We start from the raw sequence: 17,639 nt of genomic DNA, 5'->3' as shown, positions 1-17,639 counted from the left end.
TTATACTCCTTCAAATGGAACTCGACCAGCATCATTCCACAATTCTTCTAGACTGTAGAATTCACGCAATTCATCACCACCAAAGACATGACAAATTATATCGCCAAAATCCAATAAGATCCATTCACCTTCACGATAACCTTCTCTATGCTGTACTGTTATACCTAATTCGGCTGCTTTATCTTCCATTTCATCAGCAATACTTTGAGATTGCTTACTATTATTTGCACTAACAATTAAGAAATAGTCGCCTAACATAGAAATTCCTTCTAAATCAAGAATCTCAATATCTCTCCCCTTTTTATCAAATGCAGCTTGTGCAAGCTCTAATACGATTTGTTTAATATCTTCTTTCTTTTTCATTATTTAGCCTCTTATCTTATCGCTTACTACCGCTCTCCTCACCAGGTTCTGTTGGCTTTGTAATAGTGCCACCATTATGTTCTGATTCAGGTGCAACCTTCGACGTACTATTAGTTGGTGCAGATATAAATTGTGTCATTTCATTAGCTGGCAAATTACCCATTGTTATCCCTACTAAACGTTGAGCTTCCGTAGGGTTTACCTTCCAATAAGTCGTTTCACCTATAAGCTCTTTTTCTCCAGGAAGAATATAGAAATGAATTTCTTCCTTATTAATTTTGCTCGCATTGTATACCAACTTAATAGCATCTAAAGTAGAAATATTACTATCATAATGATCCCAAATACGCCAAATATGCCATGCATTTGTTAAGAAAAATGCATTATGTTCTTGTTCCACCCACAATTTTAGGAATCTTTCTTGTCGTTGCACACGAGTAAAGGTATCGTGTTTAGGATCTGAATATCGTAAATACGCTAAGGCATTATTACTATCTAAAGTTTGGTAACCACGTCGCAAATCAATATCTATATTGCCTTCTGCATCAATATGTTCCATCGGTTGTTCTACATAAATTTGCTGATTTCCTAACACATCATTAGTTTTCTTGAAGGCAGTTTGATTAACTACTACATAGTACGGGATTGAAATATGGAACATATCCTCAATAACAGCTTTATTAAGTTCAATGCCTCCTTTTTCATAAATACTATTTAACATAGTCGCATCGGTTTGATCACGATTATCGATTTTACTATTACTTGGAATGCCGATAACGTCCATCGTTTTTTGATCAAGGTTTACAGATAATAGGAATAGACTATCACCTTGACTAGGATTATTGTCATCAGTGCCGATAACCAAAATATATAAAGGTTTATCTAAGCCTTTTTGCTCTACTGATACAGTATTTGCGTCCTGTTTATTTCCACTATCTGTCACGGCTTCAGTAGCTTCAGTAGTTCCTACAATTGCTCTATATGCATAAGATACACCACTATATATGCCATACCCTATCCCACCGAGCAAAGTGAAAACTACAACAATAGCCAAAATAACTCTAGGCCACTTCACAGATGGCTTTTGTTGACGTCTTTTTCTACGTCGGCGAGCTCTTGCACGTTCACGTTCGTCCATATAAAAACTCCATTATTTACAAGATTTTAATACATCATTACGACCAAGAATGGTCAAAGGATAAATTGAAAGATGTTGCTCAATAAGGTGGTTAATAGTATTGTCAAAACCAAGCAATACAGCCTTATTTAGATCTTTTTTAGCCACATTTCGAAGTTCATCAACACCTGGAAAATCACGATTGGGTTCAATATAATCTGCTAAGAATATAACTTTATCTAATTTAGACATTCCCACCTTACCAGTTGTATGAACACGAATAGCTTCTAAAATCTCTGAATCGGTTATAGAGAACTCAAGTTTAGCTCGAATCATACCTGCTAATCCATGTAAAAGATTACCATTGGCTAATAATTCTTCATCAGCTTTGTAATTATTCTCCTTCACCAAATCTTGCATCTCTTTCAAAGGCATTTCTTTAGCACAATCATGTAGTAATGCCGCTAATCGTGCTTTTTCTACATCAACATTATAAAGTTTAGCCAACTGAGTTGCAGATTCAACAACACCCAAGGTATGCTTAAAACGTTTTTTCCCCATCCATTGGCTTACCCTATGTTGTATTTCATCAAACGATAACATCATTTATTCCTTCCCATATATATGGTTTTCTTCTATATAATCTACTACACATTTAGGCAACATATAACGAACTGTCTTTCCAGACCGTAAGCGCTCTCGTAAATACGTAGCAGACAATTTCATTTCAGGCACTTCCATAACATGTATTTTTTCACGTGCTTTAGATCCTAACTCATCCAAAGTAGAATCAATAGCACTTGATCCATCTGGCCTAGTAGCTCCAATAAAATGAACCTCATCTATAAGTTCATCTATAAATTTCCAAGTCGGTAATGCACGAATAGTATCCGTACCCGCAATAAAATAAAATTCAACAGTAGGACCATATAGTTTTTTAAAATATTGAATCGTATCTACGGTATACGAAGGACCTTCTCGGAGCATCTCTACATCAGAAATTTCAAAATTTGGATTATCTGAAACTGCGGCCGCCGTCATAGCATACCGATGATGACTATCAATCACATCATGTTGCTTATGCGGTGGAATACGAGCAGGTACAAAGATAACTTTTTCTAAATTAAAACTTTCACAAGCCACCTCTGCGATCATGAGATGACCTAAATGAATGGGATTAAATGTTCCACCAATTATACCTATGCGACGTTTTTCTACCATAATGCGGTCACTCCCTTAATGACAATGACACAAATAATGATGAATAAGAGCAATGCCTTTCCATAGGATATCCATTCATATCGGCCCTTAGGTGTTTGAAGATATCTGAAGTATGCCCTTATAAAATAATATAGTTTCTTCACGTCCGTACTTGGCCTTCCCCAAATACAAAATATTTATAAGATGTTAAAGCTTGTAACCCCATAGGGCCTCGAGCATGGAGTTTTTGTGTACTAATGCCAATCTCAGCACCAAAGCCAAACTCAAAGCCATCTGTAAAACGTGTAGATGCATTATGATACACAGTAGAGCAATCTACTAAATTCATAAATACATTAGCACGCATAGGTTCATCTGTGATAATAGCCTCAGAGTGATGTGTAGTATACCGATTCACATGATCAATAGCTTCTTCAAGATTTTCAACGATACGCACATTTAAATCCATATCATTGTATTCTGTGCTGAAAGACTCTTCTGTTAAAGGAATTGTATTCTCCATATATTGAGCTACAGCCTCATCACCATGAATACGAACACCATATTCTAGTAGTGCTATATTAAGGCGTGGTAAAAACTCTCTAGCCACAGCTTGATGAACTAGTAGGGTTTCCATAGAGTTACATACAGATGGACGTTGAACTTTAGCATTGACTGCAATTTCTAAAGCCATCTCTAAATCAGCAAATTCATCAACAAAGGTATGACATACACCGCTGCCAGTTTCAATAACAGGAATGCTACTATCTTCTACAACACGACGAATAAGTCCAGCACCCCCACGTGGAATGATTACATCAATATATTCCCGTTGTTGTAAAAGTACTCCAACCAGATCTCGATCAAGCACCTCAACGAGTTGAATAGAGTCACCATTAATACCTAACGACTCTAAGGTATCCCGCATGATAGACACGATGATTTGATTCGTGTGAAATGCCTCCTTACCACCTCGTAAAATTGTAGCATTTGCCGTCTTTAAACAAAGAACACCTGCATCTATGGTTACATTTGGACGGGCTTCAAAGATGATACCAATAACACCAAAAGGTACTGATCGCTTTTCAATAATCAAACCATTAGGCCGAGTGATTGTTTCTATAATGGAACCTACAGGACTTTCAAGAGCAGCCACTTGACGCACCCCTTCTGCCATTTGAGCAATGCGACTAGGTGTCAAAGCCAATCGATCTATCATAGTTCGAGGTAAATTATAGTCAACAGATTTTTCTAGGTCTAACTCATTAGCCGCCATAATTTCATCTGTTTGTGCTTCTACAGCATCAGCAATTGCTAACAATGCAGAATCTAAAGTTTCTTGGTCGAGTTGGGCTAATTCAAAAGATGCCGTTTTAGCTCTCTGGCCCATATCTTTACAAATTTTTTCATACTGGTTCATAGGATTTCCTCAGTGTAATAAAACTAGATTATTACGATGTACAGCCTCATCATAGGTCGTATTAATACCCAGAATCTCGGCTATATCATTTGTATTGTGACCTTTAATCGCCTTCATATCATCAATACTATAATTAATAAGTCCACGACCAATTTCCTTATGATCATGATAAATGGAAATTGTATCACCAGGTCCAAAAGTCCCCTCTACTTCAATAATACCAGCGGGCAGAATGCTAGCACCCTTATCTAAAACAGCGCGAGCACACCCGTCATCAATCGTAATGGATCCTTTTAATCGTTTACCAAAAGCCAACCAATGATGTTTACCAGATAAACTTGCATCATGGGCTTCAAAGAGTGTCCCAATTTGTTCACCCTTACATACACGACGAACAGAATCCTCTACTTCACCTGAGGTGATAACCATTGGTACACCAGAATTTGTTGCCATATGAGCAGCTTTAATTTTTGTATACATACCCCCCGTTCCCATATTAGAACCAGCACCACCTGCAATAGCATAGGTTTCATCGTTAATTTCAGAAACAGTTTCTATCAAAGTAGCATCTGGATTGGTGGCTGGGTTAGCTGTATATAAGCCTTCAATATCTGACAAAATGATAAGTAAATCTGCATCTACAATACCTGCAACAGTAGCAGATAATGTATCGTTATCACCGATTTTAAATTCTTCGATAGCAACCACGTCATTTTCATTAATAATAGGAATAACGTTAAGTTGCAATAAAGTATGTAATGTATTACGCAAGTTAAGATAACTATGTCGTCCAGTACTATCCTCTTTCGTTAAAAGAATTTGCCCTACGGTGCGACCATATTCTCGGAACATGCGCTCGTACATATGAATGAGAATACCTTGACCTACTGCAGCAGCTGCTTGTTTTAATACGAGATCTCTAGGCTTTTCTTTAAAGCCTAAAGGGGCAAGACCTGCACCAGTAGCACCAGAGGAAACAAGAATAATCTCTTTACCTTGGTTAGCCAAATCTGATAATTGGCGCACTAATCTTTCAATACGCTCCAAATTTAAATGTCCGTTAGTGTAACAAAGCGTACTGCTACCAACTTTGACTACAATTCGTTTTGCATTAACGATAGCGCTGCGCATAGACTAACCTCCTAAGGTTGAAATTCTTAACTACGATGTATACAGATTTTTATGATTTACTAAATTATAAAATTATTTTGGCAAAATGATTTTAGGTTCTTTTTTAGCTTTATATAAAACACCATTAAAGCCAATCACTTGAACTAATTCAGCGCCAAGCATATCTGCTAAGTCTTGAAAAATTGTCTTATCTTCAGGACTATTATTATGTAATTTAACCTTAATAAGTTCACGTGCTGTAATCGCTGCACGAGCACTATCTATAACACTATCCTCTAAACCATTTTTACCAATTTGGACAACTGGTGGTATTGTAGCCGCCAATGAACGTAAATACCGTTTTTGTTTTCCTGTCATTATTACTCCTACTCTTGGAAAGTAAAGCGCTGATCGCCGATTACAACTTCATCACCGTCTTTACAGCCTTTTTCCTTCAATTTTGCATCAAGCTCCATAAAGCGCCAAATGCGTTGGAATCTACGAAGAGATTGATCATCGTCAAGATTTGTCATAGCTACTAATCGTTCAATACGTTTACCAGTAATGTAGAAAGCAGCATCATCACCGCGAGTAATGACAAATTCTACATCTTGTTTTGCTTCGTATACAACTGTATCATCATTTGCTTCAGGCTCTGGTTCGTAGTTTTCTACATAGTAGTAAGCTCGTTCCATAAGTTCTGACAAACCTTCACCACTTAAGGCGTTAATGAGAAATACTTCATAGCCTTTGTCTTCAAAATATTTTTTTGTTTCGGGAATCGTCGTGTCATCAAAGACCATATCGATCTTATTGAGAGCTACAATTTGTTTCTTATTAGCCAATTTTTCAGAGTATTTACGTAACTCTTCATTAATCGCATCAAAGTCGACCTTAGGGTCTCGGCCTTCCATACAAGATACGTCTAAAACATGAATTAAAATATTCGTACGTTCAACATGACGTAGAAAATTGTGACCTAAACCTACACCTTCACTAGCCCCTTCAATAAGGCCCGGAATATCGGCCAAAACAAAGCTACGATCTCCAGAAATTGTAACTACCCCGAGTACTGGTGTTAGTGTAGTAAAATGATAGGCAGCCACCTCTGGTTGAGCCTTAGATACTTTTCGCAAAATACTAGATTTACCTACAGATGGATAACCCAATAAACCTACATCAGCTAATACTTTAAGCTCTAATTGTAACCAGAATTCTTCACCAGGTTCACCCTTTTCTGCAAAGGTTGGTGCACGGTTAGCACTCGTTTGGAAGCGAGCATTGCCACGGCCGCCACGACCACCTTTGGCAATAACAAAGGTATCGCCATCGTTGACAAGGTCGCAAAAGATTTTTCCTGTTTCCTCATCTTTAATTACAGTTCCCAATGGAACTGGAATGATAAGAGGATTGGAACCTCGACCGTGCTTATTAGCGCTTTCACCATTACCGCCAGCCGGTGCCTTAAACTGACGTTTATATCTAAAGTCTACAAGCGTATTAATATTCTTGTCAGCTTTAAAAACAACATCCGCACCTTTACCACCATCACCACCACTAGGGCCGCCATTTGGCACGTATTTTTCTCGACGGAAGCTGGACATACCATCCCCACCGTCACCAGCTTTAACAAAGACACGCGCTCTATCTATAAACATAATTTAACTCCTATGCATTATTGCTGTAATAGCTCTAATGCCTTTTTAATTTGAATATCATCTAATGTACTAGATGGATGTACACCTTTTGGTAAATCGATTTCTACATCAGGTTTAATACCTGTTCCATCAATAACACGATCACTTGGTGTGTGGTACTTAGCAATAGTTACTTTAATTCCTTCATCATCTAAACTAGGGAAAATAGTTTGAACGGTACCTTTACCATATGTATTTGTACCTACGATAGTGCCTAATTTACGATCTTGAACAGCACCTGCTATGATTTCTGATGCACTAGCAGAGCCCTTATTAACTAAAACAACCAACGGCATAGCTACATCAGGTCCATCTGACTTATAAGTATCCTTTTTACCTGATCGATTTTGTACCGTTACGAGTGTACCTGGAGGCATAATATAGTTAGATATCTTTTCAGTAGTAGATAATAAGCCGCCTGGATTATCTCGTAAGTCTAAGACAAGAGCCTTCATACCTTGAGATTGGAGCTCTTTATATTGAGTGGCAAAATCTTCTGCAGTATTCTCTGCAAACTGACTAATACGAATATACCCAACTGTGCTAGTTAGCATTTTACTTTTAACAGTAGGCAAAACAATGGATTCACGAGTGATATCAAAATGCAACTTTTCACCATTACGCTCAATATCAAGAGCTACAGTAGTACCTGCTTCGCCACGAATACGAGAAGATGCTTCCTCTACCGGAATTTCAGTAGTAGATTGTCCATCGATAGCAATAATGTGGTCTCCAGGTTTAATTCCAGCTTTGAAAGCTGGTTGGTCTTCCATAACGCTAACAGCATATAGACCTTTATCATCAGTACCAAGGACCATACCGACACCAGCATATGTTGCAGATGTTTGCATTTTCATGGACTTATATTCTTCTGCATTTAAATAAACACTATGCGGTTCTCCCAAAGAGTCAATTAACCCCTTTAGCATACCATCATAAAGGGTACTTTTAGCCATAGGTGTCATAAAAACTTGACTCGCAGTATAATAGGCTATAAATAATCTTGGCAGACCCCAGAATGAACCGGAAAGGTACCAAAATGTAAGCCACATAATAACGATGCCAGAGCCTATATATTTCAATAGACTCCATAACACCGTACGTGTATCAAATTTCATATTATAAATATCCCATAGGATCCACAGGATCCCCACTTATACGAACTTCAAAATGTACATGTGGCCCTGTACTATTGCCTGTGCTACCAGCATAGGCAATAACTTGACCCTTACCCACATCTTGCCCTTCAGAGACAGCAAGTTCAGAATTATGTCCATAAAGAGTAGACATGCCATTACCATGATCGATAACTACGGCATAACCATAGCCACCCATCCAACCCGACCAAGCAACAGTACCACCATCTGCAGCATGAACAGGTGTACCTTCATCAACACCAATATCAATGCCAGAATGATAAATTGTAGTGCCCCAAATCGGATGTGTACGATAGCCATATGGAGAGGTAATTTCACCACTTACAGGCCACCCAAGTTGACCAGACCCTTGTACCCAAGAGTAAGTTGGTGAAGATTGTTGAGCCGCTGCCGCAGCACGAGCAGCGGCACGCTCTGCTTGACGTGCTTTCAATAACGCTGTAATCTGTGCAGAAGATGCATTTAATTCTTCTACTGCTTGCATTGCTGTAGCACGATCATTTTGAGCCTTTTGAAGAACTACCTCACGTTCTTTCTTTTTTTGCTCTATTTCAGCTCGTTTTGCCGCAGCTGCTTTTTCAATCTCAACTAGTTTTGCACGAGACTGTTCTAGTGCTTGCTTTCGAGCCGCTATTTCAGCGCGCTCTTTTTTGATTTCCTCAATTAATTTAATATCAGAATCAATAATTCGTTTTAAAATTTCTAAACGATTAGCAAAGTCTGTAAAATCTTTAGATCCAATAACTACATCTAAATAACTTAAACGACCGTTAATATAAATATCACGTACACGCTTATAAAATACGGCTTCTCGCCCTTCTAGTCGCTTTTGTGCTTCAGCAAGTAATTTTTCATTCACTGTAATATCATTTTCAACAGATATACGTTGTTGTTGAATAGAATCCAATTGTTGCTGAGCCTGACGTAATTGTTCTTCGATTTGACGTAACTGTTCGGATACACTGACTATTACAGTTTCAGCATCTGCCTTTTTAGCATTTTGTTGATTAACTTGTTGTTGAATTGAATCAAGTTGATTTGTTAAATCTTCGTCCTCTGCAACGATGTATAATGGTGTTCCCAATACCACTATACCAGTCAAAATTGCCGCTACGAAGCGAGATTTAAATATACTATTATTCATAAACATTACACCTTCATGTATTGTTTTAAAGAAATAGTACTACCAATAGCACCTACTACTATGCCGCCACCTAAGATATAAAGGGCTACATCATAGAAGAATGGGAACATTGGTACTAAAGGGAAGAATGCTAATGATTCAGAAACTTCCAGTGTGATGAAGTGATAAAATTCACCAACGCAAAGAACGGCAATGATAGCACCAATTAAGCCTAACAACATGCCTTCAATCAAAAATGGCCAACGAATAAATCCATTAGTAGCACCTACATATTTCATGATTGCAATTTCTTTACGACGTGCGAATACAGTCAACCGAATTGTATTTGAAATGATGAATAGTGTTGCAGCTGCTAGGAAAGCAATCAATACAATCCCACCAATACGAATTACTTGCGTAATGCGGAAAAGCTCTTCTACAATATCTTGACCATAATGTGTACTTTCTACGCCTTGGAATGTCGTAGCTAATTTTGCAGTTGCTTTTACATCGCTAGGATTATCAAAGGTCAACACATACGAGTTAGGCAACGGATTTACATCACCTAAAGCATTCACCAATTGTTGTTGATCACCAAGGCGTTCTTTGAACTCCTTCATAGCTTGCTCTTTATTAACAAATTCTAAATGCTTTAAGTTAGGTATAGCCTTAATTTGCTTTCCTACTGCCATAATTTGATCAGTTGTTAAACCATCCTTTAAGTAAATACTTAACTGTACTTGATTTTCTAGACTGGATGCCATGTTATTCAAATTAATGACACCACAAAGGAATACACCGAGCATAAATAAGGATAAAGCCACTGTAGAAATGGACGCCAATGTCATAAGTCCATTACGTTTCATAGACTTCAGTGCTTCTTTAAAATAGTATTTTATCGTTCTAGGCTTCATTAATTTCTGCACCTCTCATATTATCACTTTGAACACGGCCGTCTTTTAAACGAATAACGCGTTTATTCAAGTATGAAACAAGATCCATATTATGGGTAACCATAATAACGGTAGTGCCGAAATTGTTAATATGCTTAAACAATTCAACAATATCCTTACTAGTATCAGGATCAAGGTTACCAGTAGGTTCATCAGCAATTAATACTGTTGGGCGATTAACAATTGCACGCGCAATAGCAACACGTTGTTGTTCCCCGCCAGAAAGATCCTCTGGTAAGTCATTAGCCTTCTCAGATAAACCAACAAGGTCTAATACATGACTCACCTTTTCTTTAATGATTTTTGGTTTTTCTTCAATAACTTCAAGAGCAAAAGCAATATTCTCTGCTACCGTTTTATTAGGCAATAATCGGAAGTCTTGGAATACAACGCCAAGCTTTCTCCGCAATTTAGGAATTTTACTGCGCTTCATACGCGTAACATCAAAGTCATCAACAATGACAGTACCAGCATCTGGCACTACCTCATGCGTTAATAACTTAAATAATGTTGATTTCCCTGCACCACTGTGACCACAAACGAGAACAAATTCACCATCGTTAATGGTTAAACACACATCGTCTAATGCAACAGAACCATTATCATAGACTTTACTAACATTCTTAAATTCAATCATGGGATCCCCTTTGATTATTTACGAGAGATTACACGTTTTACGGCTGCTACAATATCATTGGCAGTTAAGCCATACTTTGCCATTAGTTCTTTTGGTGTTCCACTCTCCCCAAATGTATCTTGGACACCAACGAATTCCATAGGTACAGGCTTATTAGCTACTACTACTTCGGATACTGCAGAACCAAGACCGCCAATAATATTATGTTCTTCGGCTGTAACAATAGCACCAGTTTCAGTAGCCGCTTTTACAATTGCTTCAGCATCAATAGGTTTAATAGATGCCATATTAATAACGCGAGCAGATACATTAGCTTCAGATAAAGTTCTAGCCGCCTCTACAGCAGGTCCAACCAATGCGCCACAGGCGATAATTGTAACATCAGAACCATCTACCAAGGTAGTAGATTTACCTGGCACAAAAGAATAGCCTTCTTTAGTTACATCATCTACACCAGCACGACCCAAACGAACGTATACTGGGCCGTTATAAGATGCAGCCCATTCGATAACAGCCTCTGTTTCGCGCTCATCAGCAGGTACCACTACGGTCATATTTGGCAATGTACGCATGCAGGAAATATCCTCTAAACTTTGATGCGTTGCACCATCCTCACCAACAGTAATACCCGCATGTGTGGCACAAACTTTTACGTTTAATTTTGGATAGCATACAGCATTGCGAATTTGTTCAAACGCACGACCTGTTGCGAACATGGAGAAAGAAGATACAAATGGAATCTTACCTGCCGCTGCAAGTCCAGCACCAACAGAAATCAAGTTTTGCTCTGCAATACCTACATTAAAGAAACGTTCTGGGCACACAGCTTTAAATGTATCTGTTTTAGTAGATTTGGATAAATCCGCATCTAGTACGATAATATTAGTATTCTCTTTACCAATGCGAGCTAGCGCATTACCATATGCTTCACGTGTTGCTTTACCCATTATTGCACCCCCATAATTTCATTAACAAAGGCTACACCTTGCTCTTCACTTGGTGCTTTACCATGCCAGCCGGCTTGACCTTCCATCTCTTCAACACCTTTACCCTTTACAGTATGCATTACAATACATGTTGGGCCTTCTGTGAAAGCCTTCGCAGCTTCAATAGCATTATGAAGTTCATCAAAATCATGACCATTAACTTCAATAACATTCCAATTGAAAGCTCTGAACTTTTCTGGAATTGGCAATGGAGAAAGAACTTTAGTAATATCACCATCAATTTGAAGACCATTAAAATCGACAAAAGCTGTCAAATTATTCAGTTTATAAAAGCCAGCAAACATTGCAGCTTCCCACACTTGACCTTCTTCAAGCTCACCATCACCAAGAATAGAGTATACATGGTAATCTGCATTATCAATTTTCCCTGCCAATGCCATGCCACAAGCCGCAGAGATGCCTTGTCCTAAAGAACCTGTAGACATATCTACACCTGGTGTGTGTTTCATATCAGGATGACCTTGTAACATATGATTAATTTTACGTAAGTTCAAGAGTTCTTCTTTAGGAAAATAACCCTTTTCTGCCAATGTAGCATATAGTGCAGGCGCTGCATGACCTTTAGAAAGGACAAAACGATCTCTATTAGGAGCTTTTGGATTTGCTGGATCTACATTCATCTCAACATAGTACAACAAGGCCATCACATCGGCGATGGATAATGAACCACCTGGGTGACCGGATTTCGCTGCCGTTACAGACTGTACAATACCAACGCGAATAGCTTTTGCCTTCTCTTGAACTAATTGTTTAACATCTTGTGTTAATGTAGCCATAGAGACCTCACTTTCTGGATAAAATCCAATATATTAATACTCTTTAAGTAATGAAATAGCAATTTCTGCATTGCGTTGAGAATCTACACGCAATGCTTCAATACGGTCATAAGATGCTTGATACTCCTCACGAGAATTCAATAATTTATGACACCATTGGTACAAGGCTTCTTCACGCAAATGAGTCATTGTGCCAATCGGCTCTTGACCAATCATATGTAAAAAGCTTGTAATTTTAGGATCATAAGAAATACCAATAACTGGTTTTCCCATTAAGGAACTAAAAACTAAGGCATGAAGACGTATACCAATCATGAGGTCCACATTACCAGATAAGGATACTTGTTGCTCCGTAGAAAACGGGCCTTCTAGGACAATAGCACCATTTGGCATATAACCAGCAATAATCTTAGCCTCTTTTGTATCTTCTGGATGTGACATAGGAATAAAGATAATTTCCACATTATCTTGTTCTTGTAATCGGCTCAATACATTAGCTAAGGCTTCTCTATATTCCGTATCCTCTTTCCAACTGCGAACAGCCACACCAATCCGTTTACGTTGTTCATTAGTAGCAGGCAATTTAGATGTATAGCCCTCAAGAATATGCGCGCCAATTGAAAGCTCTGTCGGTTGCATGGCCAATACAGCATCTGCAGTAACCTCTACATCTTCAATTCCCAAAGAAACTAGTTCATCCTTTGAAATAGAATCTCTAACTGTAATAGTATCTACAAAACGCAATACAAATCCAACGGCACGACGTGTTGATGAACGATTTAAAGGACCAATACCTTGGGAGTATAGCATTACTTTTTTCCCAAGCAACTTTGCTAGCGCCATAATACTTAAGTAATAGTAAGTATTGCGAATACTAGTAGCATCTTGTAATAAACTACCACCACCACTAATAACAAGATCCGAATGAGCAATTGCTTTTAAGATACCCAATGCAGAGAATGTACCTACAGCATTAATATTATGCTTTTTACTAGTCTCTTTAGGATTACCAGAAATTACAGTAATATGTGCGTCAGCCTCTTCTTTACGAATAGCATCGATAATAGCACAAAGCATGGCCTCATCACCAGCATTACCAAAGCCATAATAACCAGAGATAACAATATTACTCATGGTCAACCTCCCTAGCTTGGAACCATTGTGTTACGTACATCATAAACCGTACTGCGATGATAAGAAGCACTCCAAAAAGGGCGCCAATTAACAAACCATCATAACCACGCATGATGGACATGAACACTGGCGTTCTAAGATGACAGAAGGTTTCAACCATTGAAGCAATGCCAATAACACCAGCTAGAGTTAATAAGAAATGAATTACTGTAGGCCACTTACGCATGAACGCAAAGGTAGCTAGCATTAAAGCAGGATGACCAATAATGAACTCTTTTTCACGCGGTCTCGCATACATTGCATTTTCAAGAAAACGACGTAGCATAAGTTCAAAGCCTGGTACAGGAACACCTGCAGTGTGTCCACTACGGCCAACAAATACCCATACTGCGCCACCAAGTGCTGCTATTATAAAGAATGCATATAATTTAACATCCATAGTTAAGAATTCCACTACAAATGTTTTCGCTTCTTCTTTGGAATTAATCATGCGGCCGTTCCACAATGGGAATCGTTGAAGGTACGCAATAATAACTAAAATAATTGGCAGAACAAAGGTCAACTTAACACCTCTAAAGAGAGCAAACTCCATAAAGAATTTCGTATTGCCCAATAAAGATGCGATATACATACCGCCAATAGCAGCAAATAATGCAGCAATTACAAGGTATAATAAGGCAAGAATAGTAGACTTAATGGCACCTAATGGACGTGCACCATCATAACGGCGCCACTCTTCCATCAAGCGTATCATAGCACCTACAGGAGCCATAATAGCACTAGATAGAGCCCATATTTGAGTAATTAAGGTACCACTTGTAAGAATAAATACAACAATGGATGCCAAAGAAATGCCAAAAAAGGCCACAAGTTGCGTATGCTTAGACATTGGTAACATCATTTGTAGAACATATACAAAAAGTGCGATAGCCCCGATCATTGTAATAACTACTAATAATGGATTTGGTGTATAAGCAGGATAAATATCCGCTGGACCAAATTCATAACCTTTTACAGCCAATTTCTCTGTAGCTATATTAATATAGTTGATTGTAGTCTGTAAAACAGTTTCATTATTTATACCTGTTTCATACATCGGAAATAAGTTAAAACGAATATTTCGTTCTATATCACTAATGTAAAAGCGTTGTGCCGCTTCTTCAGGGGTAATTTTCTTTAACTCCTCTTTAGCGATAGTATACACACGACCTACACTATAATTATTTTTGGCCGCCATTTCCAAGAAACCTTGTTGTGGCTCATACTGCAACTGATTTACAGCTTCGATACCAACTAGTGGAATATGGTTTTTATTTAGTAATGCTAATGTTTCATCCGTTAAATTAGGTGCACCTAGAGCTTCTTTACCAGCAAAAATCATCCCTGTTACATGAGGAATGCCTTCAAGTCGTTTAAATACATATTGAATATCTTCAGATGTTACGTTTCTATAGTTTGTTGGACGAACGATAACATTGAAACCACGATCTGCAACCTCTTGTGCTTGCAACTTTGAAATACCAAGATTCATCTTTGCATAGCTATCTGCTGTTGCACCATACAATTCAAGAACAGGACCAATACTTGTATTAAGCTCTTTCACCTTGTCCTTGCCAATACGGTGGTATAAATCCTCTCGAATTTCTTTATAATAACCTTCTTTACCTGAAATTAATGCCACATAAGTCGCCCCAGGTTTAATCGCAGCGCCATTAACACGAACAGAGTCCATCTCTTCAGAGCTTAATACTTTAACTTGGCCCGCATCTTTTGCTTTTTCTAACGTGCGATCATAAATAGCAAAAGCAGTCACACCAGCATTACGTAATGCATCAAAAGCTTCTTGTTGACTACGCTTTTCAAAGGCGCTGGCTCGTAAAACTGCATCATAGTCTACAATATTTTCAATATGATTTTGAGATTTCTCAATCTGATGGCGTTCAAATACTAAGTATAAGGAAGATAAAAGACCTATAATAATACAAAGTATAAGAATCCATGAGTACTTACTTTTTTGTGTGTTCCGATGATTCACGACAAATCCTTTCTAGTTGAGTACAGGTTTAACTTTAATGAGAATTTCACCATTATCAACAGTTAAACTTTCCGCTTTTACAGGAATTGGAAAATTGTTGAAGTCATAAATTTGAGTACTTTCTAACACATTAGATGTCATACCAGGAATTGTAGCACCATTTATGGTGAACTTTTTAGGTGAAAACAATAATGTATTGCCCTTTAATTCTAAATTCCCATCTAATTTAACATCTCCTTTAAACACCATGCCTACATTCATTTTACCGGTTAGGCTGATATTATCTTTACTAATGTCAACTTGTACGTCTTGAATATCACTACCTGCTTCATTACTTAAGAAAGTCGCTAAATCAGCTTTATTAATAGTCCCATCAATACTAGCAGTCCCAACACTAACGATATCAATTTGTTGACTAGCTAATAAAGAAATTAGATTAACAAGAATTTGTTTAGCATCATATCGGAAGCTAGCAAAATTCAATTTACCCAGTTTAATATTCTCCAAAGTGCCATAAACACGATCCACCTCACCATATAAAATTTTGAAAGCAGGTTGAGCCTCAACATTTACTGTTTGAGCCGTTGGTTTCAATGTTTCATTTAATTGACTTTCAATACGAGAGCCAATAAAAGATGGTAATAAAAATTGGGATGCCACTACAAGAGCAATAATTAGCACTAATAGGAATAGTAAAAACTTTTTCATAGTATCTCCTAAATTGTTAAGTTAGCCTCTTTTTTTAAGAAACCTTCGATAAATGGGTCTAAGTTGCCATCCATAACAGCTTGAACATTACCAGTTTCTACACTAGTACGATGATCCTTAACAAGATTATATGGATGGAATACATAGGAACGAATTTGACTTCCCCACTCAATTGCTTGGTAGGTACCTCCAATCTGTTCTTTAAGTTCAGCTTGCTTTTCGAGCTCTAACTCAAATAGTTTCGCCCGTAACAAACGTAAAGCTTGTTCTCTATTCTGCATTTGAGAACGTTGTGTTTGGCATTGTACTACAATACCTGTCGGCTTATGTGTCATGCGAACAGCAGAATCGGTTTTATTAATATGCTGACCACCAGCGCCACTAGCACGATATGTATCAACTTGAACGTCTTTCATATCGATATTAATTTCCACAGTATCATCGATTTCAGGCATTACATCGACAGCAGCAAATGATGTGTGACGTCGAGCCGCAGCATCAAATGGTGAAATACGAACGAGACGATGTACACCTTTCTCAGACTTCAAGTAACCAAAGGCATTTTCACCTTTAACAAGGAATGTAGCAGATTTTATTCCTGCTTCATCACCAGGTTGTTCATCCATTAACTCGATGGAAAAGCCAGATTTTTCAGCCCAGCGCAAGTACATGCGAATTAACATAGAACACCAATCTTGTGCCTCAGTCCCACCAGCACCGGCATGAAATGTTAAAATAGCATTATTTGCATCATATTCACCACTTAACAATAAAAGTACTTCTTGCTTTTCCAAGGTTTCTTCTATTTGCTTAACATATTCCTTGATTTCACTCTCCATGGAGAGATCATCTTCATCTATAGCCATTTCAAGCATCACATTAGCATCTTCAATATCACTAACAAGTTGCTTATAGCTTTCTACAGCATTGTTTAATTGTGTGGCCTCTTGAGAAATCTCACGAGCTTTATCTGGATTATCCCAAAATGTAGGATCACTCATCTGTACATCAAGTGTAAATATTCGGTCTTCCTTTTGAGCGATGTTAAAGTGAATCCCTCATCCCATAAATACGTTCTTCTAAATTAGAAATAATCGGTTTTAGATCTTCTAACAATTTATGTTCACCACCTTTAGTTAATTAGTCTATTACATCAATAAACTATTACCTTAACAAAATAGAAAAATGGCCGTTGCCCAGTG

18 protein-coding genes are annotated in these 17,639 nt (G+C 37.9%); all 18 read right to left on the bottom strand.

Annotated features, from left to right (window positions below; genetic code table 11):
- Positions 1-363: a ribosome silencing factor gene (gene rsfS, locus E7B10_RS01075; protein WP_021148083.1), complete on the bottom strand. Its 363-nt coding sequence runs from the start codon at positions 361-363 to the stop codon at positions 1-3.
- A gap of 16 nt (positions 364-379) precedes the next feature.
- The gene (locus tag E7B10_RS01070; protein ID WP_316055445.1) at positions 380-1,501 is read right to left on the bottom strand and encodes an LCP family protein; all 1,122 of its coding nucleotides are present in this window, start codon (positions 1,499-1,501) and stop codon (positions 380-382) included.
- 12 nt (positions 1,502-1,513) lie between these two features.
- Positions 1,514-2,083 (bottom strand): bis(5'-nucleosyl)-tetraphosphatase (symmetrical) YqeK, encoded by a 570-nt coding sequence (gene yqeK / locus E7B10_RS01065; protein WP_004693186.1) that lies wholly within the window; start codon positions 2,081-2,083, stop codon positions 1,514-1,516.
- Between the two features lie 3 nt (positions 2,084-2,086).
- Positions 2,087-2,701: a nicotinate-nucleotide adenylyltransferase gene (nadD, locus tag E7B10_RS01060; RefSeq protein WP_278604413.1), complete on the bottom strand. Its 615-nt coding sequence runs from the start codon at positions 2,699-2,701 to the stop codon at positions 2,087-2,089.
- A gap of 139 nt (positions 2,702-2,840) precedes the next feature.
- A complete protein-coding gene (locus E7B10_RS01055; RefSeq protein ID WP_278471475.1) occupies positions 2,841-4,100 on the bottom strand; it encodes a glutamate-5-semialdehyde dehydrogenase in 1,260 nt (419 codons plus the stop codon).
- A 9-nt stretch (positions 4,101-4,109) separates the two neighbouring features.
- Positions 4,110-5,231, bottom strand: a complete 1,122-nt coding sequence (gene proB, locus E7B10_RS01050) for a glutamate 5-kinase (protein WP_004693178.1) — start codon at positions 5,229-5,231, stop codon at positions 4,110-4,112.
- A 72-nt stretch (positions 5,232-5,303) separates the two neighbouring features.
- The gene (yhbY, locus tag E7B10_RS01045) at positions 5,304-5,588 is read right to left on the bottom strand and encodes a ribosome assembly RNA-binding protein YhbY (RefSeq protein ID WP_004693176.1); all 285 of its coding nucleotides are present in this window, start codon (positions 5,586-5,588) and stop codon (positions 5,304-5,306) included.
- Between the two features lie 8 nt (positions 5,589-5,596).
- Positions 5,597-6,868, bottom strand: coding sequence for a GTPase ObgE (gene obgE / locus E7B10_RS01040; RefSeq protein ID WP_278604412.1), 1,272 nt, complete (start codon positions 6,866-6,868; stop codon positions 5,597-5,599).
- A 17-nt stretch (positions 6,869-6,885) separates the two neighbouring features.
- Entirely contained in the window at positions 6,886-8,025 is a 1,140-nt protein-coding gene (locus tag E7B10_RS01035) for a S41 family peptidase (RefSeq protein ID WP_012864281.1), read from the bottom strand.
- Between the two features lies 1 nt (position 8,026).
- Entirely contained in the window at positions 8,027-9,208 is a 1,182-nt protein-coding gene (locus tag E7B10_RS01030) for a murein hydrolase activator EnvC (RefSeq protein ID WP_012864280.1), read from the bottom strand.
- A 5-nt stretch (positions 9,209-9,213) separates the two neighbouring features.
- Complete coding sequence (gene ftsX, locus E7B10_RS01025; RefSeq protein WP_012864279.1) at positions 9,214-10,101, bottom strand: permease-like cell division protein FtsX; 888 nt, start codon at positions 10,099-10,101, stop codon at positions 9,214-9,216.
- Positions 10,091-10,777, bottom strand: coding sequence for a cell division ATP-binding protein FtsE (gene ftsE, locus E7B10_RS01020; protein WP_004693165.1), 687 nt, complete (start codon positions 10,775-10,777; stop codon positions 10,091-10,093). The genes ftsX and ftsE overlap by 11 nt, the downstream gene beginning before the upstream one ends.
- Positions 10,778-10,791: 14 nt before the next feature.
- Positions 10,792-11,724 (bottom strand): transketolase family protein, encoded by a 933-nt coding sequence (locus E7B10_RS01015; protein WP_278466656.1) that lies wholly within the window; start codon positions 11,722-11,724, stop codon positions 10,792-10,794.
- Positions 11,724-12,560 carry a transketolase gene (locus tag E7B10_RS01010; RefSeq protein ID WP_278466657.1) on the bottom strand — a complete coding sequence of 279 codons (837 nt, stop codon included), beginning with the start codon at positions 12,558-12,560 and terminating at the stop codon, positions 11,724-11,726. Before E7B10_RS01010 ends, E7B10_RS01015 begins: the two co-directional genes overlap by 1 nt.
- A gap of 33 nt (positions 12,561-12,593) precedes the next feature.
- Positions 12,594-13,694, bottom strand: a complete 1,101-nt coding sequence (gene csaB, locus E7B10_RS01005; protein WP_278466659.1) for a polysaccharide pyruvyl transferase CsaB — start codon at positions 13,692-13,694, stop codon at positions 12,594-12,596.
- The gene (locus E7B10_RS01000; protein ID WP_278466660.1) at positions 13,687-15,729 is read right to left on the bottom strand and encodes a DUF5693 family protein; all 2,043 of its coding nucleotides are present in this window, start codon (positions 15,727-15,729) and stop codon (positions 13,687-13,689) included. The genes csaB and E7B10_RS01000 overlap by 8 nt, the downstream gene beginning before the upstream one ends.
- 12 nt (positions 15,730-15,741) lie before the next feature.
- Positions 15,742-16,437: an LmeA family phospholipid-binding protein gene (locus E7B10_RS00995; RefSeq protein ID WP_278466661.1), complete on the bottom strand. Its 696-nt coding sequence runs from the start codon at positions 16,435-16,437 to the stop codon at positions 15,742-15,744.
- 8 nt (positions 16,438-16,445) lie between these two features.
- Positions 16,446-17,553 (bottom strand): peptide chain release factor 2 gene (gene prfB / locus E7B10_RS00990; protein ID WP_278466663.1). Its coding sequence is split into 2 segments (ribosomal slippage): positions 16,446-17,495 and positions 17,497-17,553, totalling 1,107 coding nucleotides; the frame shifts between segments, so codons are not numbered across the junction.
- Between the last annotated feature and the right edge of the window lie 86 nt (positions 17,554-17,639).

This window comes from Veillonella sp., from assembly GCF_032470285.1.
Lineage (GTDB): Bacteria > Bacillota > Negativicutes > Veillonellales > Veillonellaceae > Veillonella.
This window is presented reverse-complemented; position numbering and strand designations above follow the sequence as displayed.